17 protein-coding genes, 1 other RNA gene and 1 pseudogene are annotated in these 18,443 nt (G+C 60.3%); 13 read left to right on the top strand and 6 right to left on the bottom strand.

Annotated features, from left to right (window positions below; translation table 11 throughout):
• Window positions 1–40: 40 nt before the first annotated feature.
• Both dnaK and grpE read right to left on the bottom strand, forming a co-directional pair.
• On the bottom strand, window positions 41–1,957 hold the full coding sequence (gene dnaK, locus AC07VG_RS15010) for a molecular chaperone DnaK (RefSeq protein ID WP_495001385.1): 1,917 nt from the start codon (window positions 1,955–1,957) through the stop codon (window positions 41–43).
• A 100-nt stretch (window positions 1,958–2,057) separates the two neighbouring features.
• Complete coding sequence (grpE, locus tag AC07VG_RS15005) at window positions 2,058–2,624, bottom strand: nucleotide exchange factor GrpE (protein ID WP_495001384.1); 567 nt, start codon at window positions 2,622–2,624, stop codon at window positions 2,058–2,060.
• A 243-nt stretch (window positions 2,625–2,867) separates the two neighbouring features.
• Between grpE and recN the strand changes: the two genes are divergently transcribed.
• A complete protein-coding gene (gene recN, locus AC07VG_RS15000) occupies window positions 2,868–4,541 on the top strand; it encodes a DNA repair protein RecN (RefSeq protein WP_495001383.1) in 1,674 nt (557 codons plus the stop codon).
• A 99-nt stretch (window positions 4,542–4,640) separates the two neighbouring features.
• Here the strand turns inward: recN and fur are convergent, their stop codons facing one another.
• Window positions 4,641–5,048, bottom strand: a complete 408-nt coding sequence (gene fur / locus AC07VG_RS14995; protein WP_495001382.1) for a ferric iron uptake transcriptional regulator — start codon at window positions 5,046–5,048, stop codon at window positions 4,641–4,643.
• A 97-nt stretch (window positions 5,049–5,145) separates the two neighbouring features.
• On the opposite strand from fur, the gene AC07VG_RS14990 reads away from it, so the two are divergent.
• Complete coding sequence (locus tag AC07VG_RS14990; protein ID WP_495001381.1) at window positions 5,146–5,673, top strand: outer membrane protein assembly factor BamE; 528 nt, start codon at window positions 5,146–5,148, stop codon at window positions 5,671–5,673.
• Between the two features lie 44 nt (window positions 5,674–5,717).
• On the opposite strand, the gene AC07VG_RS14985 is transcribed toward AC07VG_RS14990, so the two are convergent.
• Both AC07VG_RS14985 and AC07VG_RS14980 read right to left on the bottom strand, forming a co-directional pair.
• Window positions 5,718–6,032 (bottom strand): RnfH family protein, encoded by a 315-nt coding sequence (locus tag AC07VG_RS14985; protein WP_495021425.1) that lies wholly within the window; start codon window positions 6,030–6,032, stop codon window positions 5,718–5,720.
• A complete protein-coding gene (locus tag AC07VG_RS14980; RefSeq protein ID WP_495001379.1) occupies window positions 6,025–6,459 on the bottom strand; it encodes a type II toxin-antitoxin system RatA family toxin in 435 nt (144 codons plus the stop codon). Before AC07VG_RS14980 ends, AC07VG_RS14985 begins: the two co-directional genes overlap by 8 nt.
• A gap of 127 nt (window positions 6,460–6,586) precedes the next feature.
• On the opposite strand from AC07VG_RS14980, the gene smpB reads away from it, so the two are divergent.
• Window positions 6,587–7,069 (top strand): SsrA-binding protein SmpB, encoded by a 483-nt coding sequence (smpB, locus tag AC07VG_RS14975; RefSeq protein ID WP_100939616.1) that lies wholly within the window; start codon window positions 6,587–6,589, stop codon window positions 7,067–7,069.
• A 165-nt stretch (window positions 7,070–7,234) separates the two neighbouring features.
• Here the strand turns inward: smpB and AC07VG_RS14970 are convergent, their stop codons facing one another.
• Window positions 7,235–8,002 (bottom strand): GntR family transcriptional regulator, encoded by a 768-nt coding sequence (locus AC07VG_RS14970; RefSeq protein WP_495001378.1) that lies wholly within the window; start codon window positions 8,000–8,002, stop codon window positions 7,235–7,237.
• A 261-nt stretch (window positions 8,003–8,263) separates the two neighbouring features.
• On the opposite strand from AC07VG_RS14970, the gene AC07VG_RS14965 reads away from it, so the two are divergent.
• The 10 genes and pseudogenes from AC07VG_RS14965 (at window position 8,264) to AC07VG_RS14920 (ending at window position 18,434) form a co-directional block, all read left to right on the top strand.
• Complete coding sequence (locus AC07VG_RS14965) at window positions 8,264–9,958, top strand: lactate permease LctP family transporter (RefSeq protein ID WP_495001377.1); 1,695 nt, start codon at window positions 8,264–8,266, stop codon at window positions 9,956–9,958.
• A gap of 70 nt (window positions 9,959–10,028) precedes the next feature.
• Entirely contained in the window at window positions 10,029–11,174 is a 1,146-nt protein-coding gene (lldD, locus tag AC07VG_RS14960; protein WP_495021424.1) for an FMN-dependent L-lactate dehydrogenase LldD, read from the top strand.
• Between the two features lie 80 nt (window positions 11,175–11,254).
• Window positions 11,255–14,071 (top strand): FAD-binding and (Fe-S)-binding domain-containing protein, encoded by a 2,817-nt coding sequence (locus tag AC07VG_RS14955; protein WP_495001375.1) that lies wholly within the window; start codon window positions 11,255–11,257, stop codon window positions 14,069–14,071.
• 124 nt (window positions 14,072–14,195) lie between these two features.
• The gene (locus AC07VG_RS14950; protein ID WP_495001374.1) at window positions 14,196–14,474 is read left to right on the top strand and encodes a PA2433 domain-containing protein; all 279 of its coding nucleotides are present in this window, start codon (window positions 14,196–14,198) and stop codon (window positions 14,472–14,474) included.
• A gap of 79 nt (window positions 14,475–14,553) precedes the next feature.
• Window positions 14,554–14,945, top strand: a transfer-messenger RNA (tmRNA) gene (gene ssrA, locus AC07VG_RS14945).
• Window positions 14,946–15,131: 186 nt separating this feature from the next.
• Window positions 15,132–15,480 (top strand): annotated as a pseudogene (locus AC07VG_RS14940) (integrase arm-type DNA-binding domain-containing protein); the annotation flags it as partial.
• A 418-nt stretch (window positions 15,481–15,898) separates the two neighbouring features.
• Complete coding sequence (locus AC07VG_RS14935; protein ID WP_495001373.1) at window positions 15,899–16,069, top strand: hypothetical protein; 171 nt, start codon at window positions 15,899–15,901, stop codon at window positions 16,067–16,069.
• Window positions 16,070–16,244: 175 nt separating this feature from the next.
• Window positions 16,245–16,961 (top strand): helix-turn-helix transcriptional regulator, encoded by a 717-nt coding sequence (locus tag AC07VG_RS14930; RefSeq protein ID WP_495001372.1) that lies wholly within the window; start codon window positions 16,245–16,247, stop codon window positions 16,959–16,961.
• A 159-nt stretch (window positions 16,962–17,120) separates the two neighbouring features.
• On the top strand, window positions 17,121–17,696 hold the full coding sequence (locus AC07VG_RS14925) for an acyl-homoserine-lactone synthase (RefSeq protein ID WP_495001371.1): 576 nt from the start codon (window positions 17,121–17,123) through the stop codon (window positions 17,694–17,696).
• Between the two features lie 144 nt (window positions 17,697–17,840).
• A complete protein-coding gene (locus tag AC07VG_RS14920) occupies window positions 17,841–18,434 on the top strand; it encodes an NAD(P)H-dependent oxidoreductase (RefSeq protein WP_495001370.1) in 594 nt (197 codons plus the stop codon).
• Window positions 18,435–18,443 lie beyond the last annotated feature (9 nt).

Below are 18,443 nucleotides of genomic sequence, written 5' to 3'. Positions count from 1 at the left end.
CACCGCTCAAGCGCAGTCAACCGGCCAACCTACAAGTGGATTACTTGTGGTCTTTGACTTCTTCGAACTCAGCGTCGACCACGTCATCCTTGTGGGCTTCTTCCTTGGCCGGCTGTGCACCCGCTTCAGGCTTGGCGCCCTGCTCGGCGTACATCTTCTGGGCCACAGGCGCGGAGACCTTGGACAGCTCCTCGACCTTGGCTTCGATAGCGGCCTTGTCGTCGCCTTTGACAGCGGCTTCCAGGGCAACCACGGCCGCTTCGATCGCGGTTTTCTCTTCAGCGGTGACCTTGTCACCGGCGTCAGCGATCATCTTGCGCGTCGAGTGCACCAGGGCATCACCCTGGTTGCGGGCGCTGGCCAGCTCTTCGAACTTGCGGTCTTCTTCAGCATTGAGTTCGGCATCGCGAACCATCTGCTGGATTTCTTCATCCGACAGACCAGAGTTGGCCTTGATGGTGATCTTCTGCTCTTTGCCGGTGGCCTTGTCTTTCGCGCCGACGTGCAGGATGCCGTTGGCGTCGATGTCGAAGGTCACTTCGATCTGTGGCACGCCACGTGGCGCGGGTGGAATCTCGGCCAGGTCGAACTTGCCCAGGGACTTGTTCTGTGCGGCTTGCTTGCGCTCACCCTGCAGGACGTGAATAGTCACGGCACCCTGGTTGTCATCGGCAGTCGAGAACACTTGCGATTTCTTGGTAGGAATCGTGGTGTTTTTCTCGATCAGCGCGGTCATCACGCCACCCATGGTTTCGATACCCAGGGTCAGCGGGCTGACGTCGAGCAGCAGGACGTCCTTGACGTCACCGGCCAGAACGGCGCCCTGGATAGCAGCACCCATGGCAACGGCTTCGTCCGGGTTGACGTCTTTACGCGCTTCTTTACCGAAGAAGTCGGTCACCAGCTTCTGCACCAGCGGCATGCGGGTCTGACCGCCGACCAGGATCACGTCGTTGATCGAACCGACGTCGATACCGGCGTCTTTCAGCGCAATGCGGCAAGGTTCGATAGTGCGTTGAACCAGGTCTTCCACCAGCGCTTCCAGCTTGGCGCGGGAAATTTTCACGTTCAGGTGCTTCGGACCAGTGGCATCTGCAGTGATGTACGGCAGGTTGACGTCGGTCGACTGAGCCGAAGACAGCTCGATCTTGGCTTTTTCAGCGGCTTCTTTCAGGCGCTGCATGGCCAGCGGGTCACCCTTGAGGTTCATGCCGCTTTCTTTCTTGAATTCGTCGACGAGGTAGTCGATCAGACGAATGTCGAAGTCTTCACCGCCGAGGAAGGTGTCACCGTTGGTGGCCAACACTTCGAACTGGTGCTCGCCATCGACTTCGGCGATCTCGATCACGGACACGTCGAAGGTACCGCCACCCAGGTCATAAACGATGACGGTGTGGTCGCCCTTGGCCTTGTCCATACCGTAGGCCAGAGCGGCCGCGGTCGGTTCGTTGATGATCCGCTTGACGTCCAGACCGGCGATACGGCCGGCGTCCTTGGTGGCCTGACGCTGGCTGTCGTTGAAGTAGGCCGGAACGGTGATGACCGCTTCAGTCACTGCCTCGCCGAGGTAGTCTTCGGCGGTTTTCTTCATTTTCTTGAGGATTTCAGCCGAGATCTGTGGCGGTGCCATTTTCTGGCCGTTCACTTCAACCCAAGCGTCGCCGTTGTCAGCCTTGGCGATTTTGTAAGGGACCATCTTGATGTCTTTCTGCACGACTTCTTCGTCGAACTTGCGACCGATCAGACGCTTCACCGCGTACAGGGTGTTATGCGGATTGGTCACGGCCTGGCGCTTGGCCGACTGGCCAACCAGGATTTCGCCATCATTGGCGTAGGCAATAATCGACGGCGTGGTGCGCGCACCCTCGGCGTTTTCGATGACCTTGGCCTTGCCGTTTTCAAGAATGGAGACGCAGGAGTTGGTGGTCCCCAGGTCGATACCGATAATTTTGCCCATTTCACTCTCCCGAAACTTTGATTTTTTTGCCGCAGCGGTTATGGCCAACTGCGGTAGCATTTAAACGCTTGACTTGTAGATGGGGGCCTTGCGGCCGATTTCAAGCCTGCTCGTCGATCGTCGGCGAAACCGGAGCAACCGCTTTGCTGACCACCACCATCGCCGGGCGCAGCAGGCGACCGTGGAGCTGATAGCCCTTCTGGAATACTTTCAGCACACTGTTGGGCTCGACATCGGCGCTTTCCTGCATGGCCATGGCCTGGTGCAGGGAAGCATTGAAGGGCTCGCCATGCGGATCGATAGCTTCCAACTGGTAACGTTTGAGGGTGTCCTGGAACATCTTCAGGGTCAGCTCGATACCTTCGCGCATCGGCCGGATGTTCTCATCGTCCGGATTGGACAGGTCCAGGCCACGCTCCAGGCTGTCGATGATCGGCAGCAGGTCGCTGGCAAATTTCTCCAGGGCGAACTTGTGCGCTTTTTCAACATCCTGCTCGGCACGCCGGCGAATGTTCTGCAGGTCAGCCGCGACACGCAGCCCTTGATCCTGTGCCGTCGCCAACTGCTCTTCGAGCACCTGGACACGGGTGGCCAGGTCGTCGCCCTGTGCCTGCGTAGCCGAGCCGGCTTCCTGATTTTGCGAATCCAGAGTCTGTTCGTCAGCCATAAAAAAACCTCCTTTCAATATCGTCCGCGAGCTCGACCCGCGCTTCTGCCCCGATATATGGGGTCGCAATTTCCTGGTTCAAGGGCCGCAAGCACAGCAATCGCCTGTCAGTATGTCCACGCCAGATTACCGATCGCGCTAAAAAAGCCCGACATGCAAGCCAATCGAACTAAGGGCAAGCATTGTCAGCACAAATCAAAACACTGTATAAATAACCAGACCTAAAGCCTGGGAGCGGCCTTTATGCTGGTGCACCTGTCCGTACATAACTACGCAATCGTCGAACATCTCGATCTGGAACTGGATCGCGGGATGAGCGTAATCACTGGCGAAACCGGCGCCGGCAAGTCGATCATGCTCGACGCCCTCGGGCTGACCCTGGGCGATCGCGCCGACAGCGGCGTGGTCCGTCCCGGTGCGGACAAGGCCGATATCCTCGCCACCTTCGACCTCGAAGACATCCCCGAAGCCCGGGCCTGGCTGGCCGAACGCGACCTCGACAACGACGGTCCGTGCATCCTGCGCCGGGTCATTACCGCCGAAGGTCGCTCGCGCGGCTATATCAACGGCTCGCCCTGCCCCCAGGGCGACCTCAAGGCCCTCGGCGAACTGTTGATCGACATCCACAGCCAGCACGAACACCAGTCCCTGCTGAAAACCGATACCCACCGCCGCCTGCTCGACGAATACGCCGGCGCCACCGATCTCGCCCGCCAGGTCCAGCTCGCGGCCCAGCGCTGGCGCCAGACCCGCCAGGAACTGGAGCGTCTCTCCAACTCCGGCGACGAACAGCGCGCCCGCCACCAACTGCTCAGTTATCAGCTTGAAGAGCTGGAGAACCTTGGTCTGGGGGAAAACGAGCTGGGCGACCTGGAGCAGGAACACAAGAACCTGACCAATGCCGAAACCCTGCTCGGCATTTGCCGCCAGGTCGTGGAACAGTGCAGCGAAAGCGATTCAGGCAATGTGCTCAACGCCCTGACCGCGAGCCTCAATCGCCTGTCCAGCGTCAACAACGGCTCCGGCGCCCTGGGTGAAGCCACCAACCTGCTGGCCAGCGCACAGATCCAGGTCGAGGAAGCCGTCGGCGAACTGAACCGCTTCCTCGACCACTTCGATGCCGACCCGGCGCGCCTGCAACAGCTCGAGGAACGCCTGGACGCCATCTACACCCTGGCACGCAAGCACCGCATCCAGCCGACGGAAGTGGCGACCCTCCAGCAAAAGCTGCTGGATGAAATCGAAACCCTCAATGCCAACGACGAAGCCGTCGAGCGCCTCAGCGAAGAACTCGCGGCCTATGCCCGACATTATCAGGAACGGGCACGGGAACTTAGTGACCTGCGTCAGCAAGCGGCGACCGGTCTCGCCGGCGCCGTGGAGCAGGAAATCCAGCGCCTGGGCATGCCCGGTGGCCGTTTCAGCATCGAACTGCATGCCAACACCGGCAACGAGCCGCTGCCCTACGGCCTTGAGCAGGTCGAACTGCTGGTCAGCGCCAACCCCGGCCAACCACTCAAGGCGCTGGCCAAAGTCGCTTCCGGTGGCGAGCTGTCACGGATCAGCCTGGCAATCCAGGTCATCACCGCACAGACCTCACGCATCCCGACCCTGGTGTTCGACGAAGTGGACGTGGGCATCGGCGGCCCGACCGCCGAGATCGTCGGCCAGCTGCTACGCCGCCTCGGCGAACGCGGGCAGGTCCTGACGGTCACGCATCTGCCCCAGGTGGCGGCGCAAGGGCACCATCATCTATTCGTGCACAAGATGCGCGGCAGCGATGCCACCCGTACGGCGGTCTCGAAACTGAGCAAGACCGAACGAATCGAAGAAGTCGCGCGCATGCTGGGGGGCATCGACCTGACCAAGGAGTCCCTGGCTCACGCGAAAAAAATGGTGATCACCGCCAAAGCCTGAGCCCGGACATCGGCACCAGGAAAAATCTGGCAACAAAAAGCACGAAGGCGACCCCAGGGTCGCCTTCGCTCGCTTCGCGAACCGGTATTCGCGACAGACTTACTTTTTCTTTTTGCGTACGTACAACACGAGATTGTGGTCCACCAGATCGAAACCCTTCTCTTCGGCAATAGCCTTCTGAAGCTTCTCGATTTCCAGACTGGTGAATTCGATCACCTCGCTGGTATCCATGTCGACCATATGATCGTGATGCCCGCCGTCCGCCAGCTCGAATACCGCATGGCCGCCGTCGAAATTGTGGCGAACCACCAACCCGGCCGCTTCGAACTGGGTCAGTACACGGTAGACCGTTGCCAGGCCAACATCCTCGCCAGCTTCCATCAGCGCCTTGTAGACATCCTCGGCGCTCATGTGACGCTGCTCGGCGGAATCGAGCATTTGCAGAATTTTGACCCGTGGCAGAGTCACTTTTAAGCCGGCTTTACGTAGTTCGCTATTTTCAACCATGGTCAGCTTTCTCGCGATGCTGCTTCGCAGCTTCTCTTAATACGGGTATGATCGGGGTTTACGTTGTCCCAGCCAAGATAGTGGAAGTCGCCCACCGATGCAAAACACCAAGCTGTTGCTAACCAGTTTTACCTTAGTGGGACTGCTCGCACTCGCCGGTTGTTCATTCCCCGGGGTTTACAAAATCGACATCCAGCAGGGCAATGTCGTCACGCAGGACATGATAGACCAGTTGCGCCCGGGAATGACCCGCAAGCAAGTAAGGTTTATCATGGGCAACCCTCTGTTGACCGACACATTCCACGCCAATCGCTGGGATTACCTGTATAGCCTGCAGCCCGGTGGCGGTGAACGCCAACAGGAACGCATCAGCCTGCTGTTCAATGCCAATGATCAACTCGCCAGCCTGTCCGGCGACTTCAAGCCCGGCGTGAGCCGCGACGAAGCGATCCTCGGCAAGGACAGCGGCACCACGGTGAATGCTCCGGCGCAGAATGCCGAGAAGCCGAAACCCGAGAAGCCGGTCAAACCGGGCTCGCTGCTGGACCAGATCCAGAAAGATGTCGACGGTGTGAAAGCCGTACCGGTTCCGACGCCACAACCGCTGGACACCACACCGCAGTAAAACGGCGACAGAAAAAAGCCCGGCATGTCCGGGTTTTTTTATGGCTACAGGTTTTGCGCCTTGGCCTTGGCTGCTTTTTCCGCACGCAGGCGCCGGACCTCCTTCGGATCCGCCAGCAAGGGACGATAGATCTCGATACGATCGCCTTCCGCCACTGCGCGGGTATCGGCATCGGCAATCGCCCTGCCGAAGACCCCGAGCGGACAGCCCACGACATCCAGCCCGGGAAATTGTCCGGCGATCCCCGACAGCCCCACCGCCGCCCGCAACGTCGTTCCCGCCGGCACTGACAGCGCCCGCAGGCACTGACGCCCGACATCGGCGTAAACCACCTCTATCGCAACCAATGACTCAGACATGGAGCTGCTTGGCCCGCTGGCAGAACGCATCCACCAGGGTATTGGCCGCCTGATTGAACAACGGCCCCAGGGTCGCCCGCACGATAGGCCCGGCGTAATCGAAGGTCAGGTCCAGGCTGATCTTGCAGGCCTTCTCCCCGAGGGCCTTGAACACCCAGACACCGTGCAGTTGATTGAAAGGCCCTTCTTCCAGGTTCATTTCAATCGACTGCCCCGGCACCAGCGTATTGCGGGTAACAAAATGCTGGCTCAAGCCGCCCTTGGCCACTGCCAGCGTAGCGCGCATGTGCAGCTCCGAGCTTTCCAGCACCTGGGCCGTCGAACACCACGGCAGGAACTCCGGGTAGCGCGCCACGTCGTTCACCAGGTCATAAAGCGCCTGTGCCGGGTAAGGCAGCAAGGCCGAGCGTTGAATATGGGTCGTCATGTCAGCGTTGATTCCACAGCTGGGCGGCAAACAAAAGTGCGCGCATTGTCCGGGATTCATCCTACGCGCTCAAGCACGCAGCTTCACCGTAGCCGAGTGGCGCGCAACTCCCTATAATGCCGCCCCTATGGCTAAACAGAAGAAACACCCCACAGGGACCATCGCGCAAAATAAAAAGGCGCGCCACGATTACTTCGTCGAACAAAGGTTCGAGGCTGGTCTGGTCCTGGCCGGCTGGGAAGTAAAGAGTCTGCGTGCAGGCAAGGCACAACTGGTCGACAGTTATGTACTGCTCAAGAACGGTGAAGCCTGGCTGTTTGGCAGCCACTTCACGCCGTTGACGACGGCCAGCACCCACGTGATTGCCGACCCGACGCGCACGCGCAAGCTACTGCTCAACCAGCGCGAGCTGGAAAAGATCCACGCGGCCGTGCAGCAGAAGGGCCATGCCTGTGTCTGCCTGTCGCTGTATTGGAGCAAGCACCTGGTCAAGTGCGAGATCGCCCTGGGCAAGGGCAAGAAGGAATACGACAAGCGCGATACCGAGCGCGAGCGCGATGCCAACCGGGACTTGCAGCGCGCCGTGCGCAACAAGGGCAAGGAAGACTAAACCCGAGGCACGACCGTCTTGACCTCAACACGGTCAGTGTGGGAGCTGGCTTGCCAGCGATGGCGCCCCTGCAAACGCCGCAAGGCTTGAGGGCCTCATCGCCGGCAAGCCGGCTCCTACAGGTTTTGCGTGATATTCAGATCGCGACGACACCCATGCACTCGCCTACAACCCCTTGCGCCGCTCCGCCCGCGCCACCCGCTGCACTTCCAGGCGCACTTCCTCCAGCACCTCCTGCACATACAGAATGTGCCGGCTGGACACTTCGCGCGCGTCTTCGGCACGCCCCTCGATAATCGCCAGGTACAGCTCGCGGTGCTGGCTGATCAGCATGTCCCGGGTTTCGCTGCGCTGCTTGTACATCCCACCAATATTGGTCAGCACATTGCGCTTGAGCAGATCGAACAAGCCGCGGATGGTATGCAGCAACACCGCGTTATGACTCGCCTCGGCAATCGCCAGGTGAAAACTCGCATCCGCCGCGCCCTCCTCCGCCCGCCCCACTTCGCCCGCCCGCCCATAACAGCTCTGCAACTGTTCAAAGGCCATGCGCAGGCGCTCCCGATCCATCTCGGTCGCCCGCAACGCAGCGTAATAAGCGCAGGACGCCTCCAGCGTATGGCGAAACTCCAGCAGGTCGCGCTGGGCTTCCGGGTTGCTTTCCAGCAGATGCAGCAACGGATCGCTAAAGGTCGAGCCCAGCGACTCCACCACGTAATTGCCGCCGCCCTGGCGGCTGACCAGCAGCCCCTTGGCCGCCAGTTTCTGGATCGCCTCGCGCAGCGACGGCCGTGAGACACCGAACTGCTCGGCCAGCGCGCGCTCGGCCGGCAGCCGCTCACCAGCCTTGAGCGTGCCCTCGAGGATCATCTCCTCAAGCCGCAGGACAATATCGTCAGACAAACGGCGCTGACGAACCTGATCAAACCCCATCACTCACTCCTCACGATCCCGAACCCTTGCCGGGACGGTCTATTCTGGCTTATCGAGGCGCCGCCAGCACCTGCCAGACGCGACATAAATCACCCGTTCAGCCCTTCCGCCGAAGACCTATCAGACGAAAGTTTCAGGGCGGCAAATTGACACATCACCAACAAGGCTTTTAACCTAGCGTCCGGCGATTGTAAATTGGTATTACCAATTAGCCAAATCGATATCAGTGCCTGACCAACAACAATTAGGGGCCACCCCACTATGCAAACCTGGCAACAGCTCTACACACCTCTCGGCAGCCTCGGCCTGTCCGCTCTCACGGCCGTGATTCCCATCGTATTCTTCTTCCTGGCCCTGGCGGTGTTTCGCCTCAAGGGTCATGTCGCGGGCAGCATCACCCTTGTGTTGTCGATCCTGGTGGCGATCTTCGCCTTCAAGATGCCGGCCGACATGGCGCTCGCCGCCGCAGGTTACGGATTCGCCTACGGCTTGTGGCCCATTGCCTGGATCATTGTCGCGGCGGTGTTCCTCTACAAACTGACGGTCAAGAGCGGCCAGTTCGAAATCATCCGCAGCTCGGTGCTGTCGATTACCGACGACCAGCGCCTGCAAGTGCTGCTGATCGGCTTCTGCTTCGGCGCCTTCCTCGAAGGTGCCGCCGGCTTCGGCGCCCCGGTGGCGATCACCGCCGCCCTGCTGGTGGGCCTGGGCTTCAATCCGCTCTACGCCGCCGGCCTGTGCCTGATCGCCAACACCGCACCGGTGGCCTTCGGCGCCCTGGGTATCCCGATCATTGTCGCGGGCCAGGTCACCGGCCTCGACGCGTTCAAGATCGGCGCCATGGCCGGTCGTCAGTTGCCACTGCTGTCGCTGTTCGTACCGTTCTGGCTGGTGTTCATGATGGACGGCCTGCGCGGTGTGCGGGAAACCTGGCCGGCCGCCCTGGTGGCCGGCCTGAGCTTTGCCGTGACCCAGTTCTTCACCTCGAACTTCATCGGTCCGGAACTGCCGGACATCACCTCGGCGCTGGTCAGCCTGGTCTCGCTGACCCTGTTCCTGAAAGTCTGGCAACCCAAGCGTACCGCCGGCGTACAGATCGCCGGCGCCGCCGCGGGCGTGGTCAGCACCGCCAGCGTCGGCGGTTTCGGCCAACCGCGCAGCAGCCTCGCCTCACCCTACAGCCTGGGCCAGATCTTCAAGGCCTGGTCGCCGTTCCTGATCCTCACCGTACTGGTGACCATCTGGACCCTGAAGTCGTTCAAGGCACTGTTCGCCACTGGCGGCGCGATGTACGGCACGGTGTTCAACTTCGCCATCCCGCACCTGGACCAGTTGGTGATCAAGAGCGCGCCGATCGTCGCGACACCTACCGCGATTCCCGCCGTCTTCAAGCTCGACCCGATCGCGGCCACCGGCACGGCGATTTTCTTCTCCGCCCTGGTGTCGATGCTGATCCTGAAGATCACTATCAAAACTGGACTGACCACTTTTCGCGAAACCTTCTACGAGCTGCGCTGGCCGATCCTGTCCATCGGCATGGTGCTGGCCTTCGCCTTCGTCACCAACTACTCGGGCATGTCCTCGACCATGGCCCTGGTCCTGGCCGCGACCGGTACCGCGTTCCCGTTCTTCTCGCCGTTCCTCGGCTGGCTGGGGGTATTCCTCACCGGCTCCGACACTTCGTCCAACGCCCTGTTCAGCTCGCTGCAAGCGACCACCGCGCACCAGATCGGCGTCAACGACATCCTGCTGGTGGCGGCCAATACCAGCGGCGGCGTCACCGGCAAGATGATCTCGCCACAATCGATCGCAGTGGCCTGCGCGGCCACCGGCCTGGTGGGCAAGGAGTCGGATCTGTTCCGCTTCACCCTCAAGCACAGCCTGTTCTTCGCCACGATTGTCGGCCTGATCACGCTGCTCCAGGCCTATATCTTCACCGGCATGCTGGTGCACTAAAGTGACCAGGACCGGGGGCCTGTCGAAGCCCCCGGCAACCGCTCCCTTTCAACCAACGCTGCGAGCCCCCATGATTATTTCCGCCGCTACCGATTACCGCGCAGCCGCCCAACGCAAGCTGCCACCGTTCCTGTTCCACTATGCCGACGGCGGCGCCTACGCCGAGCACACCCTGCGGCATAACGTCGAGGACCTGGCGAACATCGCCCTGCGTCAGCGCGTACTGAACAACATGTCCGAGCTGAGCCTGGAAACCCGCCTGTTCAATGAGACCCTGAGCATGCCGGTAGCCCTGGCGCCCGTCGGCCTGACCGGCATGTATGCCCGGCGCGGCGAGGTTCAGGCGGCTCGCGCGGCGGCGGCCAAGGGCATTCCCTTTACGATGTCGACCGTGTCGGTCTGTCCGATCGAGGAGGTGGCACCCGCCATCGACCGGCCCATGTGGTTCCAGCTTTACGTGCTCAAGGACCGCGGCTTCATGCGCAATGCCCTGGAGCGCGCCAAGGCCGCGGGGGTCACCACCCTGGTCTTTACCGTGGACATGCCGGTGCCCGGTGCCCGCTACCGTGATGCGCATTCCGGGATGAGCGGCCCGAATGCGCCGCTGCGGCGTGTCTGGCAAGCCATGACTCACCCGCAGTGGGCCTGGGACGTGGGCCTGATGGGCAAGCCCCACGACCTCGGCAATATCTCGAAGTATCGCGGCAACCCGACGGGCTTGGGCGACTACATCGGCTGGCTGGGCAACAACTTTGACCCGTCGATTTCCTGGAAGGACCTGGAGTGGATCCGCGAGTTCTGGGAAGGACCGATGGTCATCAAGGGCATTCTCGATCCGCAGGATGCCAGGGATGCAGTGAAGTTCGGTGCCGACGGCATCGTGGTCTCCAACCATGGCGGTCGCCAGCTCGACGGCGTGCTGTCCAGCGCCCGCGCGCTGCCGGCCATCGCCGATGCGGTGAAAGGCGACCTGAAGATCCTCGCCGACTCCGGCATCCGCAGCGGCCTGGACGTGGTACGTATGATCGCCCTGGGCGCGGACACCGTGCTGATCGGCCGTGCGTTCCTCTACGCCCTCGCCGTCGCTGGCGAAGCCGGGGTGAAGAACCTGCTGGACCTGTTCGAGAAGGAAATGCGCGTGGCCATGGTGCTCACCGGCGCCAAGTCCATCAGCGAGATCAACCGTGATTCGCTGGTTCGTGAACTGGGCGCCTGAACCTCGCACCCCTACGAATCACCGCCTGATTGAACGGGGCACGTCGCGCACCAGACGCCGCGCCCCCGTGAGGAGTTTGCATGAGCCTGCCCCAATCGTTCCTCCACGCGGTCGAACGCCTGATCCCCGGCGAGCGCCGTTTCGATGACCCGCTCTCGACCCTGGCCTTCGGCACCGACGCCAGCTTCTACCGGTTGATCCCCAAGCTGGTGATCCGCGTCGAATCCGAAGATGAGGTCGTCGCCCTGCTCAAGCTGGCGAGCCGCGACCAGGTCGCGGTGACCTTCCGTGCCGCCGGCACCAGCCTTTCAGGCCAGGCAATCAGCGACTCGGTGCTGATCGTGCTCGGCGACCAGTGGAACGCTCGAGAGATTCGCGATCAAGGCGCGCGAATCCGCCTGCAACCCGGCGTTATCGGTGCCCAGGCCAATGCCTGGCTGGCCCCGTTCGGACGCAAGATCGGCCCGGACCCGGCCTCGATCAACGCCTGCAAGATCGGCGGCATCGTCGCCAACAATGCCAGCGGCATGTGCTGCGGCACCGCGCAGAACACCTACCACACCCTCGCCGGAATGCGCCTGGTGCTGGCCGACGGCAGCCGCCTGGACACCGAGGATACGGCCAGCGTCGCGGCCTTTCGCCAGAGCCATGGCTCGCTGCTCCATCAACTTTCGGTATTAGCCCGGGAAACCCGAGCCAACAGCGAGTTGGCGGCAAAGATCCGACACAAGTACCGGCTGAAAAACACCACCGGCCTGTCCCTCAATGCCCTGGTGGATTTCGATGAACCGCTGGAGATCCTCAGCCACTTGCTGGTGGGCTCCGAGGGGACCCTCGGGTTTATCAGCGCGGTGACCTACGACACAGTGATCGACCACCCGAACAAGGCCTCGGCGCTGATCGTCTTCCCCGATGTGGAGACCTGCTGCACCGCCGTGACCGTATTGAAAAGCCAGCCGGTGTCCGCCGTCGAACTGCTCGACCGCCGCAGCCTGCGCTCGGTGCAGGACAAGCCGGGCATGCCGGCGTTCGTGCGTGAACTGTCCGACGGCGCCTGCGCTCTGCTGATCGAATCCCGCGCGGCCTCCTCGTCACTGCTGCAGGAGCAAAGGCGGCAGATCATGACGTCACTGGCGCCGTTCCCAGTGGAAAAGCAGGTCGACTTCACTGAAGACCCGACCGAAAACGCCCGACTCTGGGCGATCCGCAAGGATACCTTTCCCGCCGTCGGCGCCGTGCGCAAGACCGGCACCACAGTGATCATCGAAGACGTGACCTTCCCGGTCGAACAACTGGCCATCGGCGTCAACCGCCTGATCGCGCTGTTCGACAAACACCATTACGACGAAGCGATCCTGTTCGGCCATGCCCTGGAAGGCAACCTGCACTTCGTCTTTACCCAGGGCTTCAACAACGCCGCCGAAGTGTCCCGCTACCAGGCGTTCATGGATGACGTCGCGCATCTGGTGGCCGTCGAGTTCGGCGGCTCGCTCAAGGCCGAACACGGCACCGGGCGCAACATGGCGCCCTTTGTCGAACTGGAATGGGGCCAGGACGCCTACCAGTTGATGTGGGCCATCAAGCGCCTGCTCGACCCCCAGGGCATTCTCAACCCGGACGTGGTGCTCAGCGACGACCCGCAGATTCACCTCAAGCACCTCAAGCCGTTGCCGGCCGCCGATGAGATCGTCGACAAATGCATCGAGTGTGGCTTCTGCGAACCGGTCTGCCCGTCGAAGGGGCTGACCTTGAGCCCGCGCCAGCGGATCGTGATCTGGCGCGATATCCAGGCGAAAAAACGCGCTGGGGTCGACACCACTGAACTGGAGGCGGCCTATCAGTACCAGGGCATCGACACCTGTGCCGCGACCGGGCTCTGCGCACAACGCTGCCCGGTGGGCATCAATACCGGCGAGCTGGTGAAAAAGCTGCGGGGCGAGCACGCCAGCCACGGGAAAACCGTCGACTGGCTGGGCACGCATTTCGCCACGGTATTGCAAGGTGTGCGCTTTACCCTGCATGTTGCCAATGGCGCGCGCATGCTGCTCGGGGCGCCGCGCCTGGCGAAGCTGTCATCGGGCCTGACACGTTTGTCCAAGGGCCGCGTGCCGCAATGGACCAGCGCCATGCCGCAGCCAGAGCGCGTGGTGCGCTTCAGCCCGGCGGTCAGCGACGAGCGACCACGGGTGGTCTATCTGGCGGCGTGCGTATCGCGGGTGATGGGTCCGGCGGCGGGTGACAAGGAGCAGATGTCGCTGCTGGACAAGACCCGTGGCCTGTTGGAAAAAGCCGGTTACCAGGTGGTGTTCCCGGACAACACCGACCAGCTTTGCTGCGGCCAACCGTTCGCCTCCAAGGGCTACGCCGAGCAGGCCGAGCACAAACGCCAGGAGCTGATCGGCGCACTGCTGCACGCCAGCCGTGGCGGCCTCGACCCGATCTACTGCGACACCAGCCCGTGCACCTTGCGATTGGTGCAAGACCTGGGCGATACCCGCCTCGACCTCTACGACCCGGTGCGTTTCATTCGCACGCATTTAGTGGAGCGGCTGGAATTCACGCCACAGGACGCGCCGATTGCGGTGCACGTGACCTGCAGCACCCAGCACCTGGGCGAAAGCCAGGCGCTGATCGACCTGGCGCGGCGTTGCAGCCATAACGTGGTGATTCCGGAAGGCATTCACTGCTGTGGTTTTGCCGGCGACAAGGGCTTCACCACTCCGGAACTGAATGCCCACTCGCTGCGGACCTTGAAGGACGCCGTGCAGTATTGCGAAGAAGGGATCTCCACCAGTCGCACCTGCGAGATCGGCTTGAGCCTGCATGGCGGGATCGACTACCACGGGCTGGTGTACCTGGTGGATCGGGTGACCCGGGCCAAGTCGGCACACGGATAAAAATAGAACCTTGGCCAGCGGCGGTAGTCCATAGAGCGAGTCCCGCGAGCGCGGGACGTCCCCCTACTCGACAGTCCGCTCTGATCACCAATGAAATCGGGTCACTCAGTTCAAGGAGATACACATGAAGCGTTCCGTGCTGCTGGGCCTGTTTGTCAGCACTTGCGTCATCGCCGCCCCGGTGTTTGCCTCGGCCGAGAAGGACCTTTGCGCGATGAACCTGCAGAGCCTCAACAGTGCCAAGACCCAGTTGGACTCCAACCGGCAGGCCAACCTCGAGACCAGCATCCAGCAGGCCAAGGCCGCCGCGGATAGAAACACCAACGACAGCGCCAGGGAGTGCGTCGCCATCACCGAGCGGGCGCTCCAGGAAATCCGCAACAGCCCCAAAGCCGGCCAGTAAAGCGGGTCAGCATCGGGATGGCCTTGCGAGCCAGATTGGCGTACACTGTGCATGCCTGCTGGTTACGTACAGCAGGCACGGGGCCGTTTAGGATTCGACGCCGGTCGCGAAACTCTAGGTGCATGCCGAGTTGGTAACAGAACTCGTAAATCCACTGTTGCAACTACTTATAGTTGCCAATGACGACCATTACGGGGAACAAGCTCTCGCTGCGTAAGCGGCGCTAGCCTTCCTCCTGGCTACTTCGGTGCCAGCAATCATCAGGGGATGTCTGTAAACCCAAAATGATTGTCATATAGAACAGAATCGCCGTGCAGTACGTTGTGGACGAATCGGCTAAAACTTACACAACTCGCCCAAAGCACCCTGCCCGTCGGGTCGCTGCGGGTTAACTTAATAGACACGGCTACGCATGTAGTACCGACAGCGGAGTACTGGCGGACGGGGGTTCAAATCCCCCCGGCTCCACCACTTCATCATCTAAAGACGTCCACGGACGTCTTTTTTTGTGCCTGAAATCCAGTGAATACCGGGATTTCAGCGCTTATGGGGGCTTTGCCGGGTTTCTGAGTTCCAGGCGCTTTGGTATCCCAAGTGGTATCCCGGACTGCCAAATGCTATTTTCAGGATACCAAAACGGTGCTGGAGGTAGCCCCCATGCCTACTAACGCAACCCGCCTCTCCGATCGCCAGCTCAAGGCAGTCAAGGCAACTGGTAAAGACTTCGTCCTCAGCGACGGCGATGGCTTACAGCTTCGAGTACGCGCGAGCGGCTCAATGATGTGGAATTTCAATTACCGCGAGCCGTTGACCAGAAGCCGTATCAACATGGCGCTTGGTCCATACCCCAACCTCTAAGAAAGCCGCAGAGGCACGTGGGTTGCTCGCTTTTGGCACTGATCCCAAAACCCAGCGTGATGAGGTAAGGCAAACCAAACTCGCTGAGACTGAACACACTTTCGAGAAGGTGGCCACTGCTTGGTTCGAGCTGAAGAAAGACTCCGTAAAATGAAGCAGAATACTTTGCGCTCCATTAAGCCGAAGCGTGGCAGCCTGCCGTAGCTTAATCGCGGTATTTTCAGGGGAAAGAGAAGCTGTATCTATTGTGTGGGGCTTGGGTAAGCCAAATGCGCCGTCGACTGTCTTGAACGTTCTTCTCGACAATGCCCTTTTCCCAGCCAGAGGCTACGTTGCAGAAGTCCGGATCGAACAGGTAGTGCGCGCCTGTAGAACCAACTGACTGCTTCCATCTTCTTGCCACAGTTTCGGCAGTTCACCCGGCGTAGCAGCACTTTTAACTGAACGCTGTGGCCCAGGATCGGCAAGTCACGAATTGATCGTTCGCAATACTCATGAATGGTCGTGCACGGCTGGAGGCAAGCTCCTCAAGTGGGTCATTGGGTAGCAATAGGAGTCAGTGTGATTTGAAGCGTGTCACCGTCAGGTTTGATGGTGATAATAGAAAAGCCCGCCCAAAAGGGAAGAAACGTATTAATATCGTGCCTAAGAACGCCGGTTTTTTAGATGTGTTTGCTCACACGAACATCATCCATCAAATCGGTGTTCTTGTTTCTGTGTTTCCCGGGATTCCGTGAAGAACCCAATGTTTTCCCGTCGCGGTCAGGCTACCCTTGCCTAGGGCCAGTAATCCCAATACCGATCACTGGCCCGACCAGTCAACCAAGCCATGACAACACCACCCTGCGTCATCAGTGTGTCCGAAAGTAATTTTCGGTGCAGATAGAGCGTAACAAAGTCAATTCAAGGAGAATGACAGTGAAATGGATGGATGATCTGCTGGACACGATCGACAATGCCCGAACCGAAGCTGAATTGTTGGCCCGGATCGTAAGCACTGCGAGACACCTAGGGTTCGACTATTGCGCCTATGGGATCCGAATCCCCATACCCGTCACCCGCCCCAAGGTCGTGATGAGCAACAATTTTCTGCCTTCGTGGCGACAACGCTATGTCCAATGCGAATACATGGCCGTGGACCCGACGGTACAACACTGCACGAAATCGACGACACCGATTGTCTGGGACGAGCAAATGACCCAGCAAAGCCCGCAGATGTGGGAGGAGGCCCACGCCGCCGGACTAGTCCACGGTTGGGCGCAATCCTGTCTGGACGGCCGCGGCAGCGGCGGCATGCTGACACTGGCGCGCCCCAGCGACCCTATTACTACCCAAGAGCTTGCCGCCAATCAAAAATACATGCGGTTTTTGGTGCATGTCGCCCATCAGGGTTTCTTGCGCGTGCTGACACCGCACTGGCAATTACCGCAGGAAAAATCGCTGTCGCGGCGCGAATGTGAAGTCCTTAAGTGGGCAGCCGACGGCAAGACCGCCTACGAGATCGGTTTGATCCTCTCGCTATCGCGGGAAACCATCAAATTTCACCTGCGCAATGCAGGCTCGAAACTGGGCGTCCATAACTGCACCGCTACCGTAGTGCGCGCAACTTCACTGGGCTTGCTCACCTGACACACCACTCATTTCCGCACCTCTGAAGCGTTAACATCGCTGAGTGATAACAACAATAATAATACTCGCATCTTGACGACACACCTGCCCAAAAGAGCAGTACCTAAGCATTCGATTATTCTGCCGAATGCCCCCTCGATTATTTGCCGAGGGTTCCTCATGTATATGACCACGGGTACGCGCCTTACCTTACCGATAGAACTGTGGCAGGCCCTGCTGCAATACCGCTATCGCGTATTTGTCGAGAAGCTTGGATGGCATCTGGAGTGTGCGATCGGTGAGGAATTGGATCAATTCGATCGCGACGACACGGTATATGTGATCGCCCATCAAGGCCCGCGCATCGTCGGCGTAGCGCGGCTGCTGCCCACGCACAAGCCCTATCTGCTGGGAGAAGTGTTTCCCCAGGTGATCGGCGGCCAGGCACTCCCCCATTCCGCGGACATCTGGGAAATCTCCCGTTTTGCCGCCGTCGACCTGCAACAACGGACCTTCACTGGCCATTCACTGTCATCGCCGAACGCCGTGGCGCTACTGCACGAAGTGCTCAAGGTCGCGGCTCTCCACGGGGTTCGCCAATTGATCACGGTATCTCCGCCGGGGATTGCCCGATTGTTGCGCAAAGCGGGCTTCGACGCTCATTGCGACGACAAACTGACCGTGATCGACGGGCACAAGATCATGGCCAACTGGATCAGGGTACCGCCCAGCCTTGTTGATCGAGAAGTGGCCTGAAGCACTACGAGTGGCCTGCCGCTGCCGGCAAGTTGGCCAAACCGCCTCCCCAAAAGGTTAGGTTACAACTTCAGGCACCTGCTCTTAAATAGTGCTGCATCGGCATTCCAACCGACTTATTTATATAAAGGACACGCGCCCTACGTGAAAAAAGTCATTGTTATTTCTGGCCATCCTGACCTCTCGGTTTCCCGCGTCAATATCGCGATCATGAGCAAGATCAGCCATCGTGGCGTCAAGGTCCATAGCCTGGCCAGCGCGGTAACGCCCACCGGGTTCGATATTCGTGCAGAGCAGGCGTTGCTCGATGCCCATGACCGCATCGTGTTGCTGTTTCCGCTGTATTGGTATTCCTGCCCGGCAATCATGAAGCAGTGGATCGACGAAGTGTTCACCCCCGGCTATGCCTACGCACGCGGCGGCGACAAGCTCAAGAACAAGGAGTTCATGATCATCACCACGGTGGGTGCACCATCCACAGGCTACCGCGCTGGCGGGTTCAACCGTTACACACTGGATGAATTGCTCAGGCCTTTGCAGCAGACGGTGGCGTACGTCAAAGGTATCTACCTGCCTGTCGTCGGGATCTACGAATCGGTATTCATCGATGACGAGTCAATCGACGTCACCTCTCAGAATGTCGCCGAACAGGTCATTGAGGACCAGGCATCCGCCGACCAGCTCTACGAAAACATGCTGTTGCAGGCCGAGCAGGCGCAAATCGCCCTGCTGCAATAAGGTGTCATC

Source organism: Pseudomonas sp. GW821-FHT03C07 (assembly GCF_059420925.1).
This window is presented reverse-complemented; position numbering and strand designations above follow the sequence as displayed.